Below are 24,089 nucleotides of genomic sequence, written 5' to 3'. Positions count from 1 at the left end.
GACACGGTGCGTCGCGGTTGCAGTGGCGTGCGTAACCGGGATCCGGTGTCGTCTCCCACATCGGTCCCGAACCACTGAACGAACCAGCAGGTCGCGGCCACAGTAGAAGGGCCACGAGGTCCGGCCACGACCACCGATGTGCCGGTCCTCCCCTGCCCCCAGAGAGGACGACGGTGCCCCCCGACGAGACCCGAGCCGCCACCGGCGAGCCCGCGACTCGCAGCAAGCGGCGCCGCATCGAGCTGTCCGGGGTACAGATCGTCGCGTCGGTCGCCGCCACCGTCTCGGCCGCGGTCGCCGCGTCCGCGCTCGGCGTCGCCGGCACCATCGTGGGTACCGCGCTGGTCAGCGTCGTCGCCACGGTGGGCAACGCGCTCTACACCGCGTCGCTCAAGCGCGGCGCGGAGACGCTCAAGGGCGCGCAGGTCAAGGTGCTGCGGCGCAACGGCGCCACCAGGGCCGCCGCGGGCGACGCGCAGGCCGCGATCGGCAGCGTCGCCGCCGCCCTCGCCGGCGCCACGACCGCCGGGACCAGCCGTACCGCCACGGGCACCGACCCGGCGGGCCGGGGCACGGCACCGGTACGGGGCGCCGAGCCTGGCCAGGGCCACGGGACCGTCCGGGGCGCCGAGGCCGGCCAGGGCGTCGCGGCGGCCGGTGGCACGGGCGCGACGGCGCCCGGCAGGGCCGGTACGGGTTCCGCCCCGGTCGTGTCGGCGACGGCGCGGATACCCAGCCAGCCGTTGCGCGCCGCGGTACCGCAGCCCGACGGCGGCGAACCGAGCCGCCCGCTCGACCCGAACGACGAGGCCACCCGACCGCTCGACACGACCATCGAACCGACCCACCCGCTCGACCCGAGCAACGAACCGACCCGGCCGCTCGGGCGGACGGCGGTGGGCGCCCGGGCGGGCGGTTCGCCGACCCGGCCGCTCCAGCGGGCGGCGGAGAGCGCCAGGACGGGCGGTTCGCGCCGGCCGGGTGGGGTCTACGGGGCGCCGCGCCGGCGGTCGCTGCCCCGGCGGGTGGCGATCCTGGCCGGCAGCGCCGCGCTGATCTTCGTGCTCGCCTTCGGCGCGTTGACCGGGATCGAGGCGCTGATGGGTACGTCGTTCTCGGCGCTGTGGGGTCACGGCGACAGCGGCAGTACCGCCGGCGCGGTCCTTGGCGGCAGCCACCACGGGCGGTCGACCACCGGGGCGAACGACGGCGGCGACAGCGGCGGATCCCCGAGTCCGAGCGGCTCGAACGCGCCGAGCCCGAGCGACAGCACGTCGCCCGGCCGCCAGCCGAGTACCGGGCCGGCGCGCACCGGCACACCGACCCCGACGCACAGCACCGCGCCCTCGCCGAGCGAGGCGCCGAGCAGCGAGGCGCCGACGACGCAGCCCGCCAACCCTCCGGCGAGCGCGGACGCCGGCGACGCCGGCTGAGGCCGCGCCCGCCGATCGGCGGGTCGCACCCGGCCCGCCGAGCACGGGACCTCGATCGACGTGGTGGCCGGGTCAGGCGGGTCGAGCGGCGCCGAACGGGAGGCGGGTACCCATCAGGGTGGCGTCGGGCAGCTCGGCCAGCGGCTGCCAGCCGCGGCGCAGGTAGAGCCGCCGGGCGGGCGTGTCGTACTGCCAGGTGGACAGCAGCGCGGCCGGGTGGGGCAGGTCGGCGAGCAGCGCGTCGTGCAGCGCGCCGCCGAGGCCGCGGCCCTGGCTGGCCGGCAGTACGGCGAGCTCCACCACCTCGAAGTGCCCGCCGAGCCAGCCGCGGACCACCGCGGGCGGGGCGAGGTCGGCGACCCGGTCGGTCCAGTACTGCCCGGGCGCGCCCTGGTAGCCGTAGCCGAAGCCGATCAGCTCGTCGTCGTCGAGCACGACGACGCAGCGGAAGTCGTCGCGGCGGGCGTGGGTGGGCAGCGACCGGTGCCGGAACGCGGCGGTGTCGTCGTCGGTCTCGCCGTATGCGGCGAACGCGACGCCGTAGACGGCGGCCAGCCGATCGGCGTTGGCCAGCACCTCGTCGGCCGACCACGTCACGATCTCCCGGCTCACCCGCACCACCCCCGTCCGGTACGGCCCGGGCAGGGTGCTGCGCCGGAGCCGAGACGACGGCCGCGCGCCCCAAGGGGTGGAAAGGGCACGCGGCCGGTTGCCGTCATCTTGGCTCAGCCGTCGAGCCGCGTCCAGCCGATGAGCGAAATCCGTGCCGCGTCGGCGGATCGGCGCGAGTCGAACAGGACGCCGTGGCTGCCCAGTACGGTGACGTCGTCGACGTAGACGCCGCGGCCCTGCGAGTTCGGGTCGGTGGCGTACAGCCAGCGCAGCGCCGTGGTGCCGGCCGGTACCTGCGCGGTGCCGGACAGCCAGCGCCGGCCGCCGTACCCGTTGACCGAGCCGTCCCCGGCCGTCCACGACCACGGGCCGCCGGCGAGGTCGCAGGACAGCCCGGTGAAGTCGGTGCCGTTGGCGGACGCCTGCAGGGTGAGGAAGTCCGACAGCGGCTCGGTGTCGTACCAGAGGCGGAACCGCAGCGTGGTCGCCCCGTCCGGGACCGGCACGGTCAGCGTGCTGTCCGCGTGGTCGGTGCGGCTGTAGTACGCGTGGTGGGTGGCCTGCACCGGCAGCGCCAGGCCGAGGTCGTCGGCGGCGACGCGGCGGGAGATGTTGTTGGAGCCCCAGTCGCGACTCGGGTGCACCCGGTTGGTGAGCAGGATGACGAACGAGTGCGACAGCGGGTCCACCACGATCGAGGTACCGGTGTAGCCGGTGTGCCCGAAGGTGACCGGCGAGCCGAGCGCACCCATGTACCAGTTGAGGCCGAGTTCCCAGGCGAGCCCGTGCGTGTCGTACGGGAACTGGGCGCCGTTGTAGTCGTGCAGCATCAGCCGCACGGTCTCGTCCTTCAGGATCCGGGCCCGGCCGTACCGGCCGCCGTTGAGGTACATCTGGGCGAAGATGGCGAGGTCGTGGGTGGTGGAGAAGACGCCGGCATGTCCGGCGACGCCGCCGAGCGCCCACGCGTTCTCGTCGTGCACCTGGCCCCAGACCAGCCCGCGGTCGGCCCACGGCTCGTACTCCTCGGCCGCGACGCGGTGCCTGAGCGCGGCGGGCGGGTTGTACATGGTGTCGTGCAGGCCGAGCGGCTCGGTGATGTGCTCCCGGACGTACACGTCCAGGCTCTGCCCGCTGATCGTCTCGATGATCAGCCCGAGCGTGAGGAAGTTGAGGTCGGAGTAGACGTACTGGGTGTCCGGCGGCGCCGACGGCGTGGTGTCCAGGATCGCGGCCTTGCGCTCCGGGATCGTCTGGTAGCCCGCCCACAGCGACGGAATCGGGTCGGGGATCAGCCCGCTGGTGTGGCAGAGCAGGTTGCGCACGGTGATGTCGGACTTGCCGTGCGAGGCGAACGCCGGCAGGTAGGTGACGACCGGCGCGTTCAGGTCGACCTTGCCCTGCTCGATCAGCTGCATCACCGAGGTGGCGGTGAACAGCTTGGACATCGAGGCGAGGTCCCAGATGGTGTCGGTGCTGGCGGCGATGCGCTGGGACTCCGGCAGTTCCACCACGGTGGTGCCGTCGAGGGTGTAGCGCACCGCGTCGCCGACGGCGGCGTGCTGCACGATCACGCCGTCCTTGACGGCGATGACCGCGGCGCCGGCGTACATCGGGTGGCTGGGGTTCTCCGGGGTGGTGGTCAGGTAGCGGGCGAGGTCGTCCGGCATCGCCTGGACGGTGTCGCCGACCAGGCCGACCTGGCCGGGCCGGCCGCTGCGCAGGGTGCGGCCCGGGCTGAACCGGATGTCGGCCTCGGTGGCGGTGGGTGGGTCGCCCCGGTGGCCGACCGGCGCGGCCTGGGCGGCGGCGCCGGGCGCGAGGGCGCCGGTACCGCCGAGCGCGATGGCGGCGGCTCCACCGGCACCGCCGAGCAGCAGCGACCGCCGGGAAACCGATGACCGTCGGGAAATCTCGGACATGCGTGTCCTCCATCCGTCCAGATGTCGAAGGAATCCTGCACCAGTCGAATGGGCCAGGTAAACCCTTTCCGCGGGCTTTCCCCCTTGCCAGCGCAGTCCGGGATCGGAACATCCCCCAGGGAACGGTACGAGTCGGGCACGACCGGGCAGGAGCCGGCGGCCGGTCCGAGGGTGACGAGCCGCGGGTCACGTCGACCTCGGCGGGCGAACCGCGAACGGGCTCGTAGCATGGGGAACATGTCCGCCCCTGCCATTGCCGAGCTCGAACCGCAGATCCGCACCGCACTGTCGAAGGTGCAGGACCCGGAGATCCGCCGCCCCGTCACCGAGCTGGACATGGTCCGCTCGATCGACATCGACGCGGACGGCGGCGTCACCGTCGGCCTGCTGCTGACCGTCGCCGGCTGCCCGCTGCGCGACACCCTGCAGACCGACATCTCGCGCGAGGTCGGCGCGGTGCCGGGGGTGACCTCGGTCCGGGTCGACTTCGGCGTGATGACCGAGCAGCAGCGCCGCGACCTGCAGTCCAAGCTGCGCGGCAGCGCGGGTGGCGGCGAGCCGGTCATCCCGTTCGCCCAGCCCGGCTCGCGCACCCGGGTGTACGCGGTGGCTTCCGGCAAGGGTGGCGTCGGCAAGTCCAGCGTGACGGTCAACCTGGCCGCGGCGCTGGCCGCCCGCGGCCTGTCGGTCGGCGTGGTCGACGCGGACATCTACGGCCACTCGGTGCCGCGGATGCTCGGCGTCACCGACCGCCCGACCCGGGTCGAGGACATGATCATGCCGCCGCAGGCGGCGCACGGGCTGAAGGTCATCTCCATCGGGATGTTCACCCAGGGCAACGCGGCGGTGGTGTGGCGCGGCCCGATGCTGCACCGGGCGCTCACCCAGTTCCTCGCCGACGTGTACTGGGGCGATCTGGACGTGCTGCTGCTCGACCTGCCGCCGGGCACCGGCGACGTGGCGATCTCCATCGCCCAGCTGCTGCCCACCGCCGAGCTGCTGGTCGTGACCACGCCGCAGCTGGCCGCCGCCGAGGTGGCGGAGCGGGCCGGCGCGATCGCGCTGCAGACCCACCAACGGCTGGTCGGCGTGGTGGAGAACATGTCCTGGCTGGAGCTGCCGTCCGGGGAGCGGATGGAGGTCTTCGGCGCCGGCGGGGGCGCCCGGGTCGCCGAGACGCTGTCCACCACGATCGGCGCCGAGGTGCCGCTGCTCGGCCAGATCCCGCTGGACACCCGGGTACGGGAGGCCGGCGACGCCGGTGACCCGGTCGTGCTGTCCGATGCCGAGTCGCCCGCCGCGGTGGCGTTGTCGGCGGTGGCCGACCGGCTCGCGGTGCGCCGGGAGAGCCTGGCCGGCCGTTCCCTGGGCCTCTCCCCCGCCTGATCGCCCGCTCGCCCTCCCGAGCCTGATCGCCCGCTCGCCCTCCCGAGCCTGATCGCCCGCTCGTTCTCCTCGGCCGCGGGATCGTCATCGGTCATTCGGTCGGAGCTGACGCGAGCAGCCCGAAAACGTCGGGGGGCCGTCGTAGACTCGGCGCCCTGATCGGCCGAGGTGGCCGACTCGACGCCGGGGGGACGCGTGACCAGCGACACCGTTGTCGCGGAGCGGTTCGAACCGCACCGCACGGAGCTGACCGGATACTGCTACCGCATGCTCGGCTCGGCGTTCGAGGCCGAGGACGCCGTGCAGGAGACGCTGGTGCGGGCCTGGCGCGGGTTCGGCTCGTTCGAGGGTCGCGCGTCGGTGCGCACCTGGCTCTACCGCATCGCCACCAACGTCTGCCTCGACATGGTCAAGGGCACCCAGCGCCGGGCCCGCCCGATGGATCTGACCAACAACTGGTCCGGCGGCTCCATCCCCGACGCGCTGCCCGAGGCGACCTGGATCGGCCCGGCCCCCGACGACCGGATGCTGCCGGAGTCCGGCGACCCGGCGGAGCTCGCGGCGCACCGCGACTCGGTCCGGTTGGCGTTCGTGGCGGTGCTGCAGTCGCTGCCGCCGCGGCAGCGGGCGGTGCTGATCCTGCGCGAGGTGCTCGCGTTCCCGGCCTCGGAGGTCGCCGAACTGCTGGACACGACGGTGGCCAGCGTCAACAGCGCGCTGCAGCGGGCCAGGGCGACGATGGCCGAGCGCGACGCCGCCGAGCCGGTGAAGCCGCTCGACGACGCACAGCGCGACCTGCTCGCCCGCTACCTCACCGCCTTCGAACAATACGATCTGGAGTCGCTGACCGCGCTGCTGCGGCAGGACGCGATCATGTCGATGCCGCCGCTGCCGCTGTGGCTGTCCGGCCGGGCCGACATCCTCGACTGGCTGCGTGGCCCCGGCGCGGAGTGCCAGGGTTCCCGGCTGATCCCGGCCAGTGCGAACGGTTCGGCCGCCTTCGGTCAGTACCGGCCGAGTCCCGACGGCGGGCATGCGCCGTGGGCGCTGCAGATCATCGAGACCAACGGCGACAGCATCACCGCCTGGCACAGCTTCCTGGACACCGAGCGGCTGTTCCCGCTGTTCGGCCTGCCGGCCCGGCTCGACTGACGCTCAGGTGGCGTCGACGTCGAAGCGGGGGCGCCGGCGCGGGCCGGCGTCGGCCGCCGGCTCGTCGTCGTTGAGTGCCGAGTTGAGGTCGAGGGAGCCGGCGGTGTCGCTGGCCTCCGAGTAGACCTCCTTGAACGGCCGCAGGATGGCGTCCTGGTCGTCCTCGGACAGGATGTGCTTGCGCACGAACGTCTTCGGGTGCAGGTCTTCCAGCGAGATGTCGGTGCCGAGCTCGCGGGACAGGTCGCCGGTGGCGTTGGTGGCCATCCGGCGCAACTGCCGGATCATGTTGACCCCGTCGGAGATCAACTTCGGCAGCTTGTCCGGGCCGAAGATGAACAGGCCGATGAGGACGAGCACCAAGATCTCCGGCCAGCCGAGACTGTCGAACATCCACGCTCCTCACCCTGCGGGCCCGGGGTCGTCGCGAACCCCGGGCAACGCACCCACCTTACGCACCGGGCCGACCGGTGTGGGACTCCGCGGTCGGTGCCTCTTCGCCGACCTCGCCGCGCGAACCCGGCACCGACGACGAACCGGAGGTATCGGATCGGCCGACCGGGTCAGTTCTGGGTGGCGGCACCGAGGGTGACGTTGGCGCTGTGCTTGGCGCCGTCCCGCTCGTACTCGACCGGGACGACCGTGCCCGGCGCGTCCTTGCGCACGAACGCGATCAGATCGGTGCCGGAGCCGACGAGCTGGCCGTCGTAGCGCACGATCACGTCGCCGTCCTCGAGCCCGGCCTTGTCCGCGGGGCCACCGCCGACGACCTTGTTGATTCGCGCGCCGGCGGTGCTGTCGTACGAGCTGTCCACGGTGGCGCCGATCACGGTGCGGCGTGCCTTGCCGGTCTGGATGATGTCGTCGGCGACCCGTTTGGCCTGGTTGATCGGGATGGAGAAGCCGAGGCCGATGTTCCCCCCGCTGTTCTCGTCCGAGCCGGACTCGTCCGCGGTGCGGATGGCGGTGTTGACGCCGATGACCCGGCCGGCACCGTCCAGCAGCGGGCCGCCGGAGTTGCCGTGGTTGATGGCGGCGTCGGTCTGGATCGCCGCCATGTACGCCTCGCTGCTCTCGTCCTTGCCGGTGATCACCGGCCGGTCGAGGTCGCTGATGATGCCGGTGGTGACGGTGTTGGACAGCCCGTACGGCGCGCCGATCGCGATCACCGGATCACCGACCGCGATCCGGTCGGAGTCGCCGAACTTGATCGGGGTCAGCCCGCTCTTGTCGACCTTGAGCACCGCCAGGTCGGACTCCGGGTCGGTGCCCTTGACGGTGGCGTCGGCCGTGGTCCCGTCGGAGAACGCGACCTTCAGCTCGCCGCCGGAACCGGCCGCCGCGACGTGGTTGTTGGTCAGGATGTAGCCGGACGAGGAGATGACGAAGCCGGAGCCGTTGCCCTCCATCTTGTCGGTCCGGATCAGGATCGTCACCACGCTCGGCAACGCCTTCTTGACCACCGCCGACACCGACTCGGGGGCCCGGTCGGCGGCCTTCGGCTTGTCGGTCGCGGAGGCGCCGAGCACGCCGTGGCCGGTGCCGCCGCCGGAGGCGCCGAGGTAGCCGAGCGCTCCGCCCAGCGCCCCGGCGAGCAGCGCGACCACGATCGTCACCGCCAGCCCGACCGAACGGCGGGGCGCCGCACCGGGCGCCGGCGGGTCGGGGACCGGATCGAGCGGCGGCCCCGGCTCACCGTTGGTCTGGTGCAGCAGTACCGCCGGGGTCTGCGGGTTTCGCCACGGATCGTGACCGCCGCCGCTGGACCACCAGGCCGACGAGCGCTGCGGTGGGGACGGTGGCGGTGGCGTCGGGGGCTGCGGCGCGCCGCCCGGCCACGCGGTCGGTGGGCGCTGCCCACCACTCGACCACTGCGGGTCGGGGAAACCGCTCGTGCTGCCGTCGGTCACCCTTGGTCCACCTCTCCCCAGTGTCCGGGTATCCCGGTCGTGCACGCGGTGAGCGTGCGGTGGCACCGCGTTCGCCCGCGTCGGACAACCCGGTGGCGCCGTATTCCAGGATTACACGTCATGGCATCCCCGAGTCGGACGGATCATTCCTTAGGCTCTAGGCCATGGCCACCCTGGGACCGCAGAGCCACGTTTTCGCCGAGTCGTACGTTGCCGAAGACTACGTACTGGCGGACGCCCGTGCCCGTTCGACCGAGATCGGCGTCGATCCGGTGGATACCGGTACCGGCGCCGCACTGCGCCTGCTCACCGCGGCGGCCGGTGCCCGGGCGGTGGTCGAGGTCGGTACCGGGGTCGGCGTCAGCTCGGTCTGGCTGCTGCGCGGCATGCGCCCGGACGGCGTGCTCACCACCATCGATCTGGAGCCGGAGCACCAGCGGCAGGCCAGGCTGGCGTTCCGGGAGGGCGGCTTCACCCCGTCCCGGACCCGGCTGATCGCCGGCCGCGCGCTGGACGTGCTGCCGCGGCTGGCCGACGGCGCGTACGACATGGTGTTCGTCGACGGTGACCGGACCGAGTACCCGCAGTACGTGGCGGAGGCGTACCGGCTGCTGCGACCGGGCGGCGTGGTGGCGGTGGCCGGCGCGCTCGGCGGTGGCCGGGTGCCCGACCCGGCGGCGCGCGACCCGCAGAGCGTGACGCTGCGCGAGCTGGCCAAGTCGGTACGCGACAGCGACGACTGGCTGCCCGCGCTGCTCCCGGTCGCCGACGGCCTGCTCACCGCGGTCCGCACGAACGGCGCCCGCTGATCGGGCACGGAGCGGCCCGGGGCGGGACGATGCACCCACGTTTCGCCGCTGGCCGCCGGGCCGGATGTGTCAACATCTGATCAAAGTGATCTTGCGAATAGATCAGGTTGTGGGCTTTCGGCACACTTGCCAGGTGCTCGACTCAACACCTCCGGCGCGAACCCGCACCGCCGTCGCCTGCCAGTACCACGGCTGCCGCCAGGCGGCTGCGATGGTGGAGCTGCTGCCCGGCCCCGGCGACAACGCCACCCTGATGGTGTCCGGCTTCGGCGCGACCGACGTGGCCGAGCCGCTGGGCGACGAGCGGCTGGCGCACCGGGTCCGGTCGGCTGACGACGACCTGCCCGGCGTGCTGTACGACCGGGACCCGGCCTGGGCGCCGTACTTCTGCCCGGTCTGCGAGCGCTCCTACTGCGTCGACCACTGGCGCGGCTCCCGCTGCCCGTACGGCCACTGACCTCCCGGCGGGCGCCGGTCCCTGGCCCCAGCGGCCCCGTTCCGGCACGTGCGCCGGACGGCGGGGGCGGTCAGTCCAGGTGGTGGAGGCGGGGCCAGAGGGCGGGCCAGCCGGCGGTGCGACCGGTGCAGAACAGCACGGCGCGGCCCTGCTCCTCGTTGTCGACGCCGACGCCGTTGTCCAGCCGGGCGCGTACCTCGCAGTGCGCGAACACGCCGGGCAGGTCGGCCGGCTCCAGGCCGACGACCACCGCGGCGGTGGCGGTGTCCGGTGGCGGGCCCTGCTCCCACAGCTCGTTCTGTCCACTATGGACAGTGGGGAGTCCGGTGCCGAACCGGTCGAGGGCGCCGGCTTCGCCGTAGTTGGCGGCCAGCAGCGCGGTGGCGGCCGGCTCGGGCACGCTGCGGTACACCGCCTCGACCTGGTGGACGTAGGCCGGCCAGCCGACCGCGTCGCGCATGGTCGGATTGAGCCCCGGGATCGGGGTCTGCCCAGCCACCCGCACCGGCAGGACCGGCAGCGAGATCAGGGTCGCGATCACCGCGTCGACCGCGACCGCGGCCACCGCCAGCCGCAGCCAGCGCCGCCGCCGCGCACCCGGCATGGCCCGGTCCGCGGCACCGGCGGACGGCGAGCCGGCAGACCGGGCACCGACCTCTCCGGTGGTGGCGGGGTCGGCGTCGAGCACGGCGCAGCCGGTCGCGAAGAACGCCACGACCAGGCCGATGACGTAGTCGGCCCGACCGCCCCCGATCAGCGCGATCAGCCCGGCCACCGGGTAGGCGATCACCAGGCAGCGCACCGGTCGCCAGGCCGGGCGGCGGGCGAGGGCGCCAAGCCCGGCGAACCAGATCGGCGCCAGCAGCGGTCCGAGCAGGACCAGCTGGAACGGGACGAACTCGATCCGGTTCTCGGTACCGTCGTCGGCCGACAGCGCGGACGCCATCGCGAGCTGCGGGAACCCGTGGGCGATCTGGTAGACGATGCTCGGCGCGCCGAGCACCGCGGCCACCGCGACGCCGAGCCACAGGTACCGGTCGCGCAGCGTACGGCGTGGCCCGAGGGCGGCGAGGCCGACCGCGAGCCCGATCGCGAGCAGCACGATCAGCTGCTTGTTGAGCAGCCCGACCCCGGCGACGGCGCCCGCCGCGAGCCACCAGCGCGGGTCGCGCAGCAGCGCCCGGACCGAGCACAGGATGGTGCCGAGCCAGATCAGCAGATCGACCGACGAGGTGAGCAGCACGTGCCCGCCGATCAACGGGAACACCCCGGTCGCGGTACCGATCGCGGCGAGCAGCTGGCCGCGGCGGCCGGCGCCGAACTCGGCGGCGAGCGCCGCGGCAAGCAGGGCGATACCGGCGGCGGCCAGGGCCGCGGGCAGCCGCAGCGCGACGAGGTTGTCGCCGAACAGCGCGGTGAACAGCCGGGCCAGCGCCGGCGTGCCGACCGGCTGGTCGACGTAGCCGATGGCCAGATGCCGGCCGAGCAGCCGGAAGTAGAGCTCGTCGCGGTGGTAGCCGTACCGGGTGGCGAGCGCGAGCAGCGCCGCGATCAGTACCAGGGCGACCGGCAGCAGAGCGCGCCAGTACAGCGGGGTCGGCCGCGTCTGCGGCGGCGCACCGTCCATCCGCGGATCCTAGAGCGGTCGCGGGGGCTGCGTCCGGCCCGCACCGCAGACCCTCGCAAACCGGTGTCGGTATCTACGAAACGGCAGTAAAGGGAACGACTGGCCTCGGGCAGACCGGGCCGCGCTGCCAGCGGCCTGGCAGCGGCTGTCAGCCGGCGGTGCGGATGCTGCCAGCGTCGGGCCGGACGCTTCGCGGCATGACGGATGCAGACGTGGTGGTGGTCGGTGGCGGTCCGGTCGGCCTGATGGTCGCCGGCGAGCTGCTCACCCGAGGTGTGTCGGTGACGGTGCTGGAGCGGTTGACCGAACCGAGCGACACGATCAAGGCAGGTTCGATCAGCGGCCGTACCGTCGAGGTGCTGGAGCGGGCCGGGCTCGGTGCCGAGCTGGCGGAGATCGAGCAGCGGATCATGGCGGCGGTGGCGAAGCCGGCCCGGGGCGGGGGCAGGCCGGGCGCGCGCGGCCACTTCGCCGGCATCTTCAAGCTCGGGTTCACGCCCGAGGAGCTGCCGGTGGCGATGGAACTGCTGGAGCTGCGGCCGCGCGGGCTGTTCGAGGCCGGCGAGGCGGGCCGGGCGTCGATCGGCCGGCCGATGATGATCATGCCGCAGCTGGAGCTGGAGCGGGTGCTGGACCGGTGGGTCGCCCGGCTCGGCGGGACGGTCCGGCGCGGCGCCGAGGTCACCGGCGTGGTCGCCGACGACGACGGGGTGACCGTCACGCTGGCCAGCGGCGAGCCGGTGCGGTGCCGGTACCTGGTGGGTTGCGACGGTGGCCGCAGCACGGTGCGGCGGCTCACCGGCTTCGCGTTCCCCGGTACGGCGCCGACCATGACCGGGCACCAGGCGATCGTGGAGCTGACCGGTGCGGACGGGCTGGCGATGGGCTGGAACCGCACCGACACCGGCCTGATGGTGTACGGGCCGTTCCCCGGCCGGGTGCTCACGGTCGAGTTCGACGGGCCGCCGGCGGACCGGGACGCGCCGGTCACCGCCGCAGAGGTGCAGGCGAGCATCCGCCGGGTCAGCGGCGTCGACGTCACGGTCACCGCGATGCGCACCGGCACCCGGTTCACCGACAACGCCCGGCTGGCCGACGGGTACCGGCGGGGCCGGGTACTGCTCGCCGGCGACGCCGCGCACGTGCACTCGCCGTTCGGCGGGCAGGGACTGAACCTGGGGATCGGGGATGCGGCGAACCTCGGCTGGAAGCTCGCCGCGGTGCTGGCCGGCGACGCCGACGAGACGCTGTTGGACAGCTACAGCGGGGAGCGGCACCCGGTCGCCGAGCGGGTGCTCGCGAACACCCGGGCGCAGCTGGCGCTGCTGCGGCCGGACCCGCAGTCCGCCGCGCTGCGCGACCTGTTCACCGAGCTGATGGACCTGGAGCAGGTCAACTGGTACCTGACCTCGATGATCGGCGGGCTGGACGTGCGGTACGCGAGCGACGGGCACCCGCTGCTCGGCCGGTTCTGCCCGGATCCGGGGCTGGTCACCGCGGACGGGTCGGTGCCGCTGGCCGAGCTGACCACCGACCGCGCCGGCCTGTTGCTGGACCTGGCCGACGACCCGGCGGTGGGCGCGGCGGCGGCCGGGTACGCCGGCAGGGTCCGGGTGGTCACCGCGCGGGCCACGAACGTCGGCGACCTCACCGGCCTGCTGGTCCGCCCGGACGGCCACCTCGCCTGGGTCGCCGACGGTACGGCACCGGCCGACCTGGCGGCGCTGTCGACGGCGTTGACGACCTGGTTCGGACCTGCGCGACGGTCGCCATGTCGGTAAAATCCCACCGAGGGCAAACTTCGCAACGGAAGGTTTGTTTCCCCCGAGATCGTGCGTAGGATGCCGACCTGCCACTCGTTGTGGCGTCTCCTCACGTTCGGGAGGATCATCGTGCGACCCTCGCTTCGCGCCCCCCTCATCGCTCTGAGCGCGTGCTCCACGATCCTGCTCGCCGTCGCCGTCAGCAGCCCGGCCGTCGCGGCACCCAGTCCAGCCGCGGCGGTGTCGGCGACCGCCCACGCCTCCGGCACCGCGGCGACCGACCGCGCGTCGGTGCGCAACGCCGTCGCCAAGTACTGGACGCCGGAACGGATGGCGCGCGCCATCCCCGCCGACGGCGCGAAACCACACGGCTCGGCCCGTGACCAGCCGACCCCGACCGGGCCGCGCCGCAGCGTCGCGCCGGCCACGCCCACACACCAGCCGGCCGCGGCGGCCGCGGCGCATGCCGGTACCGGTATTCAGCCGGCGACCACGATCAACGCGTCGCCGACCGTCGGTAAGGTCTTCTTCCACGATCCGGGCGACGGGCTCGACTACGTCTGCTCCGGTAGCGCGGTCAACGGGTCGGCGAAGAACCTGGTGTCCACCGCCGGGCACTGCGTCTACGACGCCGACCATTCGAAGTGGATGACCAACTGGCAGTTCGTGCCGTACTACGACCACGGCGATCGTCCCTACGGCACCTGGTACGCCGCGCAGCTGACCACCTTCCAGGGCTGGACCAGCGACGGCGACAGCGACTGGGACGTCGGCTTCGTCAACGTCTGGCGCAACGACGGCACCCGGCTCGTGGACACGGTCGGCGGCGACGGCATCGAGTTCAACTACCCGAAGGACCTGTACATCACGATCCTTGCCTACCCGGCGGAGGATCCGTTCGACGGTGAATGGCAGTACTACTGCCAGAACAACATCTATCCGCATGGCAGCGAGCAGATCGGTTTCGACTGCCTGCTGACCGGTGGTTCCAGCGGTGGACCGTTCTTCGACCGGTACAACAACAGCACCTATCTCGGCTACGTGGACGGCATCGTCAGCCACGGCCCGGACGACGTCAGCTACAGTCCCTACTTCGACACCGACGTGATGAACCTCTACAACGAGGTGGCGTCCTACACCACGTGACGGTCCGCATCGGCGTCGGCCGTTCCGCACGGCCGGCGACGGGCAGGAAAGGCGGTGGCGACGATGCGCGTGCTCGGTTGGGCGCTGGTGGGCGTCATGGTGGTCGCGATCGCCATCGGTGTCGCGTGGGCGGTGCGGTCATCGTCGGACGGCGCCGGCCACGGGCCCGCTCCCGCCAGCCCCACGCACCACTCGCAGCAGCCCTCCCAGCACGAGATCACCAGCGGTGTCCCGATGCCGAAGGGCGGGAACTGACCGCGGCGGCTCAGCGGTGCCGGTGGACCGGTTCGCCCTTGCCGAGCACGACGATGCCGGAGTCGGTGACGGTGTGGAACTCGCGGTCGCGGCCCAGGTCGGTGCCGAGGTGGGCGCCGGCCGGCACGACGACGTTCTTGTCCAGGATGGCGTGCTGGACCACCGCACCGCGGCCGACCCGTACCCCGTCGGAGAGCACCGAGTCCTCCACCCAGGCGCCGTCCTCGACCATCACGTCGGGCGACAGCACCGAGCGGGCGACCGTACCGGTGACGATGCAGCCGGCGGACACCAGCGACTCGTACGCCCGGCCACCGAGCACGAACTTCGCCGGCGGCAGCGGCGGCACGTGCCCGCGGATCGGCCAGTCGCTGTTGTACAGGTTGAACACCGGGTGCAGCGAGACCAGGTCGAGGTGCGCGGCGTAGTACGCGTCGATGGTGCCGACGTCGCGCCAGTAGCCGCGGTCGCGCTCGGTGGCGCCGGGCACGTCGTTCGCGGCGAAGTCGTAGACCGCGGCGTCGCCCTTGTCGACCAGCATCGGGATGATGTTGCCGCCCATGTCGTGCGCCGATGCCGGGTCCTCCGAGTCGGTGCGCAGCGCGTCGATCAGCGCGTCCGCGGTGAACACGTAGTTGCCCATCGAGGCGTACGCGTGCGCCTCGTCGCCGGGGATCGGCGGCGGCTGCGCCGGCTTCTCCAGGAACCGGGTGATGGTCTTGCCGTCCTCGCCGGTCTCGATCACCCCGAACGCCCGCGCGTCGTCCCGCGGTACCCGGATGCCGGCGACGGTCGCGGCGACACCGGAGGCGATGTGCGCCTCGACCATCTGCCGCGGGTCCATCCGGTACACGTGGTCGGCGCCGAACACGATGATGTAGTCGGGACCCTCGTCGTACACCAGGTTGAGCGACTGGAAGATCGCGTCCGCCGAGCCGGTGTACCACCGGGGGCCGAGCCGCTGCTGCGCCGGCACCGGCGTGATGTACTGCCCGAGCATCGCGCTCATCCGCCAGGTCTGCGAGATGTGCCGGTCCAGCGAGTGCGACTTGTACTGGGTGAGCACGCACAGCTTGAGGTAGCCGGCGTTGACCAGGTTGGACAGCACGAAGTCGATCAACCGGTACTGCCCGCCGAACGGCACCGCGGGCTTCGCCCGGTCGGCGGTCAGCGGCATCAGCCGTTTGCCCTCGCCGCCGGCGAGAACGATGCCCAAGACCCGTGCCCCGCGTGCCATGTCCGAACCATAGCCGCCATCGCGCTCCGCGGCACCCTGGGACACAGCCTGTTAACGCGCTGCTGATCCGCGCGCCATCCGCGCCGGCACTCCGACACCGGCCGCCCGGCGTCAGGCGAGCTGGTGGTCCGGCTCGATCAGCGCGACGACCCGCTCCTCGTCCCGCGAGTACGGTCCGCCGAGGTACTTCGCCGCGATCCGGTCGACGATCTCCCAACCGGCGTCGCCGGTCACCCACTCCACCACCCGCCCGCGCAGGATCACCGGCCGGAACGGGTTGTCCGGTTCGGTCAGCGACAGCGCGACGCGGGGGTCGCGGCGCAGGTTGCGGGCCTTCCGGCTGCCCGGACCGGTCATGATCACCACGTGGTCGCCGTGCGTACCGATCCAGACCGGGACGCTGTGCGGGGCGCCGTCGGGCAGCAGGCTGGCCAGGTGCGCGATCGGGGTGCCGTCGAGCACGCGTTGTACCTCGGGGTTCACCATCATGATCAGCTCCGTTCGGGGGTTCGAGGGTGGTCGGGGTTCGGGCGGGTCAGCGTTCGACCTGGTAGTGCAGGTGGGTGACGTCGGGTGCCGGGGTCACGTCGACCAGGCGCAGCCGTACGTGCTCGGGGAGGCCCTGGAAGTAGCGGCGGCCGGCGCCGAGCAGGACCGGGACCTGGTGCAACACCAGCTCGTCGACGAGCCCGGCGCGCAGCGCGGCGGTGACCACGCCGCCCCCCATCAGGCCGACGTCCTTGCCGCCGGCCGCGTCGCGGGCGGCCGCGACCGCGTCCTCGATCCCGGTGGTGACCAGCGTCTGCCGGTCGGTGATGTCCGGGGCGGGCCGGTGCGTGACGACGAAGACCGGCGCGGTCGGGTGCGGACTGCCGCCACCGAAGTGGCTGGAGTCCTCGTAGGTGTTGCGGCCGACGATCACCGCGCCGATGCGGCCGGCGAGGTCGTCGAAGACCCGCGCGCTGGGCTCGGTGAGCCGGAAGCCGTCGAACAGCCGGCTGGGCACGTCGCCGCTGCCGTACCAGTCGAACAGCACCGAACCGTCGCCGAGGCCGCGATCGGCGCCGGGGTCGCGGCCGGTGATGAACCCGTCGACCGACACCGCCAGTGCACTGAAGACCTTGCTCATCGTCGCGCTCCTTGGAGTTCCTTCAAGAGACTCCATGACCGTAGCAGTTGGAGTTTCGTAAGGGAACCCCAATGGCTAGACTGGTCGCATGCAGCGCACGAACTTCGGCGCGATGGTCTGTTCCATCGCCCGCACCCTCGACGTGATCGGCGAGCCCTGGTCGCCGCTGATCCTGCGCGACGTGTGGGTCGGGATGCGGCGGTTCGACGACCTTCAGGCCGACCTCGGCATCTCCCGCAAGGTCCTCACCGAGCGGCTCAACCACCTGGTCGACCACGGCGTGCTCGAACGCCACCCGTACGACCGGCGGCCGCGCTACGAGTACCGCCTGACGCGCAAGGGGACCGAACTGATCGACCTGCTGATGGTGATGGTCGGCTGGGGCGACCGCTGGCTCGCCGGCGAGGCCGGCCCCCCGGTGCTCTACCGGCACCACACCTGCGGCGAGATCAGCGGCGTCGACCTGCGCTGCAACCACTGCGGCGAGCCCATGCACGCCACCGACGTCGACATCCTGCCCGGCCCCGCCGCCTCCTGACGCCGCCTCAGGCCTCGCGGGAGCCGACGCAGAACTCGTTGCCGGCGGGATCGGTCAGGACCGTCCAGTGCAGGCCGGGCATCGCGTGCTCGGCGACCTTGCTGGCGCCGATCGCGACGAGCCGGTCGACCTGCGCCGGCACATCGTCGGTACGCAGGTCCACGTGCACCCGGTTCTTCCCGGCCTTGGCCTCCGGTACCTGCTGCAGTCCCAGCTCCGGCTCGCCGTCACCGCCCGCGCCGAGCAGGACGAACTCGTCGGACTCGAACACCGCCGCCACGTCCAGCGCGGCCGACCAGAACCGGGCCAGCACGCGCGGCTGGGCGCAGTCGATGGTCACCATCTCGATGTGCAGTCCCATACCGGCACGGTAGGTCGGCGCCGGCCGTCGGCACGCCGATATTGCCGAGCGTTCAACCGCCCGCGGGCACCAGCTCGCGGTCCCCGTCCCAGTCGATGACCTCGTGTCCACATCGCGCGTCCAGGTCGCCGTCCCGGTCCCGCACCCCCATCGCCACCTCGTACCGGCCGAAGCCGTACCGGCCGGCCGCGAGGGTGGCGAGCGCCCAGCCGCGCATGCCGCGTTTGACCTGCTCGACCGTCTGCTCCTCGGCCACCACCTGCATGCTGCCGATGACGCACCCGTCCAGGTCGACCGGATCGTCACCGACCAGCCGGGTCAGCGCGAAGCAGTACGCATCCCGGTCCTCGTCGTCGATGTAGTGCATCCCCCGCGCCGTCCCCACCCACATGACTCTCAGCTCCCATCTTGTGACGAATTGCGGTTGCCGGCACGATACAACAAGTCATGGTTATAGAACCAGCCCATCCACATTCATTGCACCATCCACCACGACGGCATACCGTGTTCCCGGCATGACCGACAAGGAGTACCGATGAGTACGGCAACGTCGCCCGTCGTCAAGGGCTGGGAGCTGGGTCTCCGGCTGCGCGAACGGCGCGAGCAGCTCGGCCTGACCGCCACGGCCGTCGCGAAACGCATCCCGTGCACCCAGACGTTCATCTCGATGACCGAGGCCGGCCGGCCGAAGCTCACCGCGGCCCGGCTCGCCCAGCTCTGCCGGATCTACGACATCGACACCGACGAGGCCGCCGAGCTGGAACAACTTCGCTTGGGCGCCAACGAAAAGGCCTGGTGGCAGGAGTACTCAGGCCTGTTCAGCGCCGAACTCCAGCGCTACTTCGGCTTCGAAGCCGGCGCCGAGACCTGTCTGTCCTACGAAGGGTGCCTGGTGCCGGGGATGCTCCAGACCGAGTCGTACGCACGAGCCGTGATCGCGGATGGATCGCCCTACATCCGGCTCACCGAAGTCGATCAGCGAGTCGAGTGCCGCCTCCGACGACAAGCGCGTGTCTCGTCGCCCCCACACCTCAAACTGGTGGTGATCCTGGGCGAGGGTGCCCTCCACCAAGAGGTGGGCGGACCTGCCGTCATGCACGAGCAACTCGACCGGGTCGCCCGGCTGGCGCAGGAAAGCGAGCACATCGAGGTGCGCGTCCTGCCGTTCACGGCGGGTGCGCATCCGGCGCTCGGCGGCCCGTTCCACGTGCTTTCGTTCGGATCCCCACGACTCCGCTCCATCGCGTGGTGTGAGACGCTCACATCGACGGCGCTCACTGATGACCCATCACAGGTTCGCGAATTTTCGATGGCCTTCCACTACGCGATCGAGAAGGCGTTGACCGTCGAGGACTCGCTCCAGCTGATCGGTCAGCGTGCGAAGGAGCTGCAATGCCCCCGATCGGTCGATGGTTCAAATCCACCCGCAGCACGAACAACGCGGCGTGCCTCGAAGTGAAGTTCGAGCGCACGGGCGAGTGGTTCAAGTCGAGTCGCAGCTCGAGCAACGCGTCTTGTGTGGAAGTGCGGTTCGCGGGGGCGGTGGGGGTGCGAGACTCCAAGGATCGCAGTGGGCCGACGCTGGACGTCGATGCCGCCGCGTGGCGCGCCTTCGTCGCCACGGTGCGCGCCGGCCAGTACGACTGAAGTCCACTGTGGACTGTCCATGGTGGAGTTTTGAGGGGTGGGCATGAAACTCGGGTTGCACTACTGGACCTACTCGACGCCGGGCGACGTCCGGTCGATCGCACCGACGTTGGAGCGCTCCGCGTGGCTGGCCGACCAGGCCGGGTTCGCCAGCTTCACGGTGATGGACCACTACTTCCAGATGGAGCAGCAGGGCGAGGCCACCGAACCGATGCTGGAAGGCTACACCGCGCTGGGGTACGTGGCGGGGCACACCAGCCGGGCCACGCTCGGGCTGATGGTGACCGGCGTGATGTACCGCTACCCCGGGCTGCTTGCCAAGATCGTCACCACCCTGGACGTGCTGTCCGAGGGGCGGGCACGGCTGGGCATCGGCGCGTCCTGGTACGAGCGGGAGCAGCGCGCGCTCGGGGTGCCGGTGGTGCCGGTCGCGGAGCGGTTCGAGCGGCTGGAGGAGACGATCCAGATCTGCCAGCAGATGTGGAGCGACAACGACGGTCCCTACCAGGGCAAGCACTACCAGCTGGCGGAGACCATCTGCTCGCCGGCGCCGATCACCCGGCCGCACCCGCCGATCCTGATCGGTGGCGGCGGCGAGCAGAAGACGCTGCGGCTGGTCGCGAAGTACGGCGACGCCTGCAACCTGTTCGCCACCACGCCGGACGACATCGCGCACAAGCTCGACGTGCTGCGTACCCACTGCACCAACGAGGGCACCGACTACGACCGGATCACGAAGACCGCGCTGGCCACGGTCGATCCACTGGACGATCCGGACGGGTTCGCCGCCGCGGCCGAGCAGTACGCCAAGCTCGGCATCACCGAGCTGGGAGTCATGCCCAACCCCGGCCAGAACCCGGTGGAGTTCACCGAGAAGGTCGCCCAGCAGGTCCTCCCCCGCCTGAGCGCCATCGGCTGACCACCCGGCGGCGACCCTCGTCGGACCAGGCAAAATTCAGCACCCGCGGAGCGCCGTGGCGTCCGAGCACCGGACGCGACGGCACCCTCCATTGCACCGGCGAGGGTCACGCCGACACCAGCAGCGCAACCACCAGGCAGGCGAAGGCGCCGGTGGAGGTGAGCGCGCGTACCACGTTCCAGCGCACCCACGTCGCCTCGAAACTCCGCCGTACCGCGACCGGATCGGTCAGCGCGGCCGGGTCGCCGGCGGCATCCAGCCGGTTGTTCAGCGGGACGTTCACCCCGCCGGTGATCACGAACATCACCAGGTAGAGCAGCAACCCGGCGAGCACCCACGGCAGCACCGCGCGGCCGCCGGCCGGGACGTGCAGCGCCGCGGCAGCCACCACCGGCAGCAGCACACCGACGTAAACCGACAGGAACCAGCGGTTCAGGATCGCGCGGTTGATCCGCCGCATCACGTCGACGAACGCCCGATCGTCGACGCCGCGCAGCGCCGGCATCACCGCGACCGCGAACGCGTAGAACAACCCGGCCATCAGCCCGAACCCCAGCGTGGCCAGCCCCAACGTCAACTCGCGCGCCGCACCCATCAGCGTCTCCCCCATTCCGACCGCCTCCGTGGAGGCTTCCCGTCGTCCTCCAGCCAACCGGAACCGGCGAGGTACGGCCATCGCCGCAACGCTCGGCCGCATCCGCGAACGTCTACGCTCGGCGGATGGACACGCTGGTCGACCTGCTGGACGGGCCGCGCGCGAAGGGCGCGTTCCTGCTGCGCACGGTCCTCGACCCGCCGTGGTCGATGCGGATCGAGGACGAGGCACCGCTGACCCTGGTCGCGGTCGCCCGCGGCGCCGCGTGGCTGCTGCCCGACCACGACCCGGCGGTACGGCTCGGGCCCGGTGACGTGGCGATCGTGCGCGGGCCCGCGCCGTACACGGTGGCCGACGATCCGGCGACCGAGCCGCAGGTCGTCATCGGCCCCGGTCAGCAGTGCCACACGCTGCGCGGCGAGGACCTCGGCCACCGCTGGGACCTCGGCGTACGTACCTGGGGTCACGACCCGGACGCCGCCGACATGATGCTGACCGGCACGTACCAGACCTGCGGGGAGATCAGCCGGCGGCTGCTGGACGCGCTGCCGACCGTGCTCGTCCTGCACCGGGACGAATGGGACTGCCCGCTGGTGGACCTGCTCGCCGCCGAGATCGGCCGCGACGATCCCGGTCAGGAGGCGGTGCTGGACCGGCTGCTCGACCTGCTGCTGATCGCCGCGCTGCGGGCACACCTGGCCCGGCCCGACACCGCGCCGGGCTGGTACCTGGCGCTCGCCGATCCGGTGGTCGGGCCGGCGTTGAAGCTGCTGCAGACCGATCCGGCGCACCAGTGGACGGTGGAGCTGCTGGCCCGGCAGGTCGGCGTGTCCCGGGCCGCGCTGGCCCGCCGGTTCACCGCGCTCGTCGGGGAGCCGCCGATGGCGTTCCTGACCGGCTGGCGGCTCGGCCTCGCCGCCGACCTGCTGCGGACCGGTGCCACCCTGGCGGCGGTCGCCCGGCGGGTCGGCTACGGCAGCCCGTTCGCGCTGAGTACCGCGTTCAAACGGGTGCACGGGGTCAGCCCGCAGCACTGGCGCGAGGCCGGCTGACCGGCGCGGCGGCGTCCACAGTGGAGCCCGTGACCGGCTACCGGCCGGCGCCGACCTCCGGGACGTCCGCCGGCGCCTCGGCCTGCACGCGGCGGCCGACCCGGGCGGCGAGCACGAACCCGACGACCGTCGTGAGGATCCCGGCGCCGGCGAGGCCCAGGTGAAACGCCGGCCAGAACGGCCGCTGGTACGGCGGGCCGGCATGGCCCAGGAAGGCGACCGCCCAGCCCAGCGCGTACAGGCCGAACAGCGACACGGCCAGCTGCGGCGGCCGGCCCCGTAGCGCTGCGGTACCCAGCCCGGCGGCGGCGAGCGCGGGCGGCGCCACGCACAACTGCACCGCCTCCGCGGTGCTCCACAGGTACGAACCGAGCACCCCGCCGCCGGTCTCCGCCGCCACCCCGATCAGGATCGCCAGCGCGCACCGCCGTACGGCGGCGCCGCGGCCGAGCACGCCGGCCTGAGTCGCTTCGGTCACGCGCGCACCCTACCGCCGTCGAACCCCCGGCGGCGGCCGCCGTCGTGCCTCGGGCGCCGGCACCGCACCGGCCGACGGCTCGATGCGGCCCGGAAACCGGCCGCCGCCAGGCTGACCGCCGACGGCACCGCACCGGCCCGCCGGGGCCGTGGCTACCCGGCCGGCTCGGGCGGCAGCGTGTCCATGAACGAGCTGACCGAGAAGACCGCGTTGCCGGCGCCGGGCAGGCCGTAGCCGGGCGGGGCAGCGAGCTTGTTGCGCTCCATCGTCTCCCGGTACACGGTGAGCAGCTTCAGGTGGTACTCCAGCGGCGCGCCCTGCGGGTTCGCCCGGCCCAGCGGCGTGGTCGGCTCGGGGCACCAGGTGGTGAACCGCGGCGTGATCCCGCGGGACATGAAGTACTCCAGGCCCTCGGCGGTCGACTCGATCGCCGCATCCACCTCGGTGAAGCCGTGTGGCGCGGCCATCTCCACGCCGGCGACGAAGTTCGGGATCACGTTGCGGGCGCCGAACACGTCGGCCGCGTCGAGGATGCGGCGATGCCACTCCTCCCGGCCCACGTAGCGCTCCTTGCCCGGGCAGTACAGCTCGAACAGCCGCTTGTCCCACACCTCGTAGTTGGGGTGGTAGATGCGGATGCCGTAGTCGAAGAACCGCTGCACGTCGGCCTTCGGCAGCGCCTGCGCGACCACCTTGCCGATCCAGCGACCCGGGAAGCGCTCCTCGATGGCCTTCGCGTACCGCCCGTAGAAGTCGGCCTCCGCCAGCCCCTCCACGGTCTTCGTGACGCTGCCGCCGGTCAGCGTGTACGCGGTGGACAGCTTCGCCGTGTCGTACTCGTCGATGATGGCCAGCGCCTCCAGCACCTCGTCCACCGGCTTGACCCCGGTGTACGGCCGGCCGGCCTTCTTGTGCTGGCGCCAGTTGTGGTTGATGTCGCAGTACTGGCACTCCTCCTTGGCGCCGAAGTACTGGCAGACGCGGAAGACCGTCAGGTAGATCAGGTAGCCCCACTGGATCGTCGGCGCCACCTCCATCACCTGCTTGCCGTTGCCGAGCGCGTGCCGGTAGTACTCCGGCATCGGCGGCAGGCCGACGTCGGCGATGGCCCGGCCGTCCACGTGCAGTCGCAGCAGCCCGTCCTCGCCGGCGGCCACGCGGTAGGGCGAGGCCGGGTTGACGCGCACCGACACCACCGTGCGGCGCAGCCCGAACGGCCCGCCGGTCAGCACGATCTCCTCCGGCGGCCGGCGCAGCGCGGCGGTACCCAGCTCGGGCAGCTCGCGGTGGTCGAACGAGAAGATGAAGTACGACTTGGGCTTGACCTCGCCGTCCTCGTTGTCGGTCAGCGCCGAGTCGTCGAACGCCATCCCGGTGCGCAGCAGGTCTTCCTTGAGGATCGCCTCCGGTGGCAGGTGGCCGAACCGCTGCATCGCGTCTTCCAGCAGCTCGCCCCGCGGCATCTGCTCCGCGCGCGTCGCACCGAGACTCACCCCGACCTCAGCCATCGCCACCCCTCCCGGCGTCCACTCTCCCCGCCACCGTACGCCGCCCCGATCTTCCGTCCCCGGGCCCGCCCGACCCCGGGTGACGCGCCCCATCCCACCCGTCCGCCTGGTCGATCCTGGTCCGAGCCTCCGCAGCAAGCGCTTTCCGCGCAC

At 72.3% G+C, this 24,089-nt stretch carries 26 protein-coding genes; 13 read left to right on the top strand and 13 right to left on the bottom strand.

The features are described 5' to 3' along the window. Positions 1–173: 173 nt before the first annotated feature. On the top strand, positions 174–1,433 hold the full coding sequence (locus Asera_RS15580; protein WP_035298081.1) for a hypothetical protein: 1,260 nt from the start codon (positions 174–176) through the stop codon (positions 1,431–1,433). Between the two features lie 72 nt (positions 1,434–1,505). Here Asera_RS15580 and Asera_RS15575 read toward each other — a convergent pair whose 3' ends face one another. Both Asera_RS15575 and Asera_RS15570 read right to left on the bottom strand, forming a co-directional pair. Next, positions 1,506–2,045, bottom strand: a complete 540-nt coding sequence (locus Asera_RS15575) for a GNAT family N-acetyltransferase (RefSeq protein WP_169745902.1) — start codon at positions 2,043–2,045, stop codon at positions 1,506–1,508. A gap of 113 nt (positions 2,046–2,158) precedes the next feature. Beyond that, entirely contained in the window at positions 2,159–3,967 is a 1,809-nt protein-coding gene (locus Asera_RS15570) for a serine hydrolase domain-containing protein (protein WP_030448691.1), read from the bottom strand. 237 nt (positions 3,968–4,204) lie between these two features. Between Asera_RS15570 and Asera_RS15565 the strand changes: the two genes are divergently transcribed. Further along, on the top strand, positions 4,205–5,353 hold the full coding sequence (locus tag Asera_RS15565; protein ID WP_030448690.1) for an Mrp/NBP35 family ATP-binding protein: 1,149 nt from the start codon (positions 4,205–4,207) through the stop codon (positions 5,351–5,353). Between the two features lie 195 nt (positions 5,354–5,548). Continuing rightward, positions 5,549–6,505 carry a sigma-70 family RNA polymerase sigma factor gene (locus Asera_RS15560; RefSeq protein ID WP_030448689.1) on the top strand — a complete coding sequence of 319 codons (957 nt, stop codon included), beginning with the start codon at positions 5,549–5,551 and terminating at the stop codon, positions 6,503–6,505. A 3-nt stretch (positions 6,506–6,508) separates the two neighbouring features. Here the strand turns inward: Asera_RS15560 and Asera_RS15555 are convergent, their stop codons facing one another. Then, positions 6,509–6,898, bottom strand: coding sequence for a Sec-independent protein translocase subunit TatB (locus tag Asera_RS15555; protein WP_030448688.1), 390 nt, complete (start codon positions 6,896–6,898; stop codon positions 6,509–6,511). 170 nt (positions 6,899–7,068) lie between these two features. Beyond that, positions 7,069–8,415: a S1C family serine protease gene (locus Asera_RS15550; protein WP_051802787.1), complete on the bottom strand. Its 1,347-nt coding sequence runs from the start codon at positions 8,413–8,415 to the stop codon at positions 7,069–7,071. Positions 8,416–8,579: 164 nt separating this feature from the next. Here Asera_RS15550 and Asera_RS15545 point away from each other — a divergent pair, with 164 nt between their 5' ends. Then, a complete protein-coding gene (locus Asera_RS15545; protein WP_051802786.1) occupies positions 8,580–9,224 on the top strand; it encodes an O-methyltransferase in 645 nt (214 codons plus the stop codon). A gap of 133 nt (positions 9,225–9,357) precedes the next feature. Continuing rightward, positions 9,358–9,681, top strand: a complete 324-nt coding sequence (locus Asera_RS15540; RefSeq protein ID WP_157035089.1) for a hypothetical protein — start codon at positions 9,358–9,360, stop codon at positions 9,679–9,681. Positions 9,682–9,751: 70 nt separating this feature from the next. On the opposite strand, the gene Asera_RS15535 is transcribed toward Asera_RS15540, so the two are convergent. After that, positions 9,752–11,308: a glycosyltransferase family 39 protein gene (locus Asera_RS15535; RefSeq protein ID WP_030448684.1), complete on the bottom strand. Its 1,557-nt coding sequence runs from the start codon at positions 11,306–11,308 to the stop codon at positions 9,752–9,754. A gap of 197 nt (positions 11,309–11,505) precedes the next feature. Between Asera_RS15535 and Asera_RS15530 the strand changes: the two genes are divergently transcribed. The 3 genes from Asera_RS15530 (at position 11,506) to Asera_RS15520 (ending at position 14,472) form a co-directional block, all read left to right on the top strand. Continuing rightward, positions 11,506–13,089 (top strand): FAD-dependent oxidoreductase, encoded by a 1,584-nt coding sequence (locus tag Asera_RS15530; protein WP_030448683.1) that lies wholly within the window; start codon positions 11,506–11,508, stop codon positions 13,087–13,089. Between the two features lie 111 nt (positions 13,090–13,200). Next, positions 13,201–14,217 carry a trypsin-like serine peptidase gene (locus tag Asera_RS15525; RefSeq protein ID WP_157035088.1) on the top strand — a complete coding sequence of 339 codons (1,017 nt, stop codon included), beginning with the start codon at positions 13,201–13,203 and terminating at the stop codon, positions 14,215–14,217. Positions 14,218–14,280: 63 nt separating this feature from the next. Continuing rightward, positions 14,281–14,472 (top strand): hypothetical protein, encoded by a 192-nt coding sequence (locus tag Asera_RS15520; protein ID WP_157035087.1) that lies wholly within the window; start codon positions 14,281–14,283, stop codon positions 14,470–14,472. 10 nt (positions 14,473–14,482) lie between these two features. Here Asera_RS15520 and glgC read toward each other — a convergent pair whose 3' ends face one another. From glgC to Asera_RS15505, 3 genes are all read right to left on the bottom strand, one after another. Next, a complete protein-coding gene (gene glgC, locus Asera_RS15515) occupies positions 14,483–15,709 on the bottom strand; it encodes a glucose-1-phosphate adenylyltransferase (protein ID WP_030448680.1) in 1,227 nt (408 codons plus the stop codon). Between the two features lie 111 nt (positions 15,710–15,820). Next, on the bottom strand, positions 15,821–16,198 hold the full coding sequence (locus Asera_RS15510) for a PPOX class F420-dependent oxidoreductase (protein WP_244843899.1): 378 nt from the start codon (positions 16,196–16,198) through the stop codon (positions 15,821–15,823). A gap of 46 nt (positions 16,199–16,244) precedes the next feature. Next, a complete protein-coding gene (locus Asera_RS15505; protein WP_030448678.1) occupies positions 16,245–16,838 on the bottom strand; it encodes a dihydrofolate reductase family protein in 594 nt (197 codons plus the stop codon). Between the two features lie 88 nt (positions 16,839–16,926). On the opposite strand from Asera_RS15505, the gene Asera_RS15500 reads away from it, so the two are divergent. Then, entirely contained in the window at positions 16,927–17,376 is a 450-nt protein-coding gene (locus Asera_RS15500) for a winged helix-turn-helix transcriptional regulator (protein ID WP_030448677.1), read from the top strand. Positions 17,377–17,383: 7 nt separating this feature from the next. Here Asera_RS15500 and Asera_RS15495 read toward each other — a convergent pair whose 3' ends face one another. Both Asera_RS15495 and Asera_RS15490 read right to left on the bottom strand, forming a co-directional pair. Then, complete coding sequence (locus Asera_RS15495) at positions 17,384–17,737, bottom strand: VOC family protein (protein WP_030448676.1); 354 nt, start codon at positions 17,735–17,737, stop codon at positions 17,384–17,386. Between the two features lie 52 nt (positions 17,738–17,789). Then, complete coding sequence (locus Asera_RS15490; protein WP_157035086.1) at positions 17,790–18,122, bottom strand: hypothetical protein; 333 nt, start codon at positions 18,120–18,122, stop codon at positions 17,790–17,792. A 150-nt stretch (positions 18,123–18,272) separates the two neighbouring features. Between Asera_RS15490 and Asera_RS15485 the strand changes: the two genes are divergently transcribed. Genes Asera_RS15485 through Asera_RS15475 form a run of 3 tightly spaced genes read left to right on the top strand, consistent with a single transcriptional unit; the run spans position 18,273 to position 20,303 of the window. Continuing rightward, entirely contained in the window at positions 18,273–19,196 is a 924-nt protein-coding gene (locus Asera_RS15485; RefSeq protein ID WP_084132479.1) for a helix-turn-helix domain-containing protein, read from the top strand. Next, a complete protein-coding gene (locus tag Asera_RS15480) occupies positions 19,193–19,384 on the top strand; it encodes a DUF397 domain-containing protein (RefSeq protein ID WP_030448673.1) in 192 nt (63 codons plus the stop codon). Before Asera_RS15485 ends, Asera_RS15480 begins: the two co-directional genes overlap by 4 nt. Positions 19,385–19,427: 43 nt before the next feature. Then, positions 19,428–20,303 carry an LLM class F420-dependent oxidoreductase gene (locus Asera_RS15475; protein WP_030448672.1) on the top strand — a complete coding sequence of 292 codons (876 nt, stop codon included), beginning with the start codon at positions 19,428–19,430 and terminating at the stop codon, positions 20,301–20,303. A 106-nt stretch (positions 20,304–20,409) separates the two neighbouring features. Here the strand turns inward: Asera_RS15475 and Asera_RS15470 are convergent, their stop codons facing one another. Next, entirely contained in the window at positions 20,410–20,913 is a 504-nt protein-coding gene (locus Asera_RS15470) for an anthrone oxygenase family protein (protein ID WP_244843897.1), read from the bottom strand. A 110-nt stretch (positions 20,914–21,023) separates the two neighbouring features. Between Asera_RS15470 and Asera_RS15465 the strand changes: the two genes are divergently transcribed. After that, a complete protein-coding gene (locus Asera_RS15465; protein WP_030448670.1) occupies positions 21,024–21,950 on the top strand; it encodes an AraC family transcriptional regulator in 927 nt (308 codons plus the stop codon). A 37-nt stretch (positions 21,951–21,987) separates the two neighbouring features. Here Asera_RS15465 and Asera_RS15460 read toward each other — a convergent pair whose 3' ends face one another. Then, positions 21,988–22,428 (bottom strand): hypothetical protein, encoded by a 441-nt coding sequence (locus Asera_RS15460; protein ID WP_030448669.1) that lies wholly within the window; start codon positions 22,426–22,428, stop codon positions 21,988–21,990. 152 nt (positions 22,429–22,580) lie between these two features. Beyond that, positions 22,581–23,936: a radical SAM protein gene (locus Asera_RS15455; RefSeq protein WP_244843895.1), complete on the bottom strand. Its 1,356-nt coding sequence runs from the start codon at positions 23,934–23,936 to the stop codon at positions 22,581–22,583. Between the last annotated feature and the right edge of the window lie 153 nt (positions 23,937–24,089).

Source organism: Actinocatenispora sera (assembly GCF_018324685.1).
GTDB classification, from domain to species: Bacteria; Actinomycetota; Actinomycetes; order Mycobacteriales; family Micromonosporaceae; genus Actinocatenispora; species Actinocatenispora sera.
Note: the sequence above shows the minus strand (reverse complement) of the source record. Positions and strands in the feature narration are given on the sequence as shown.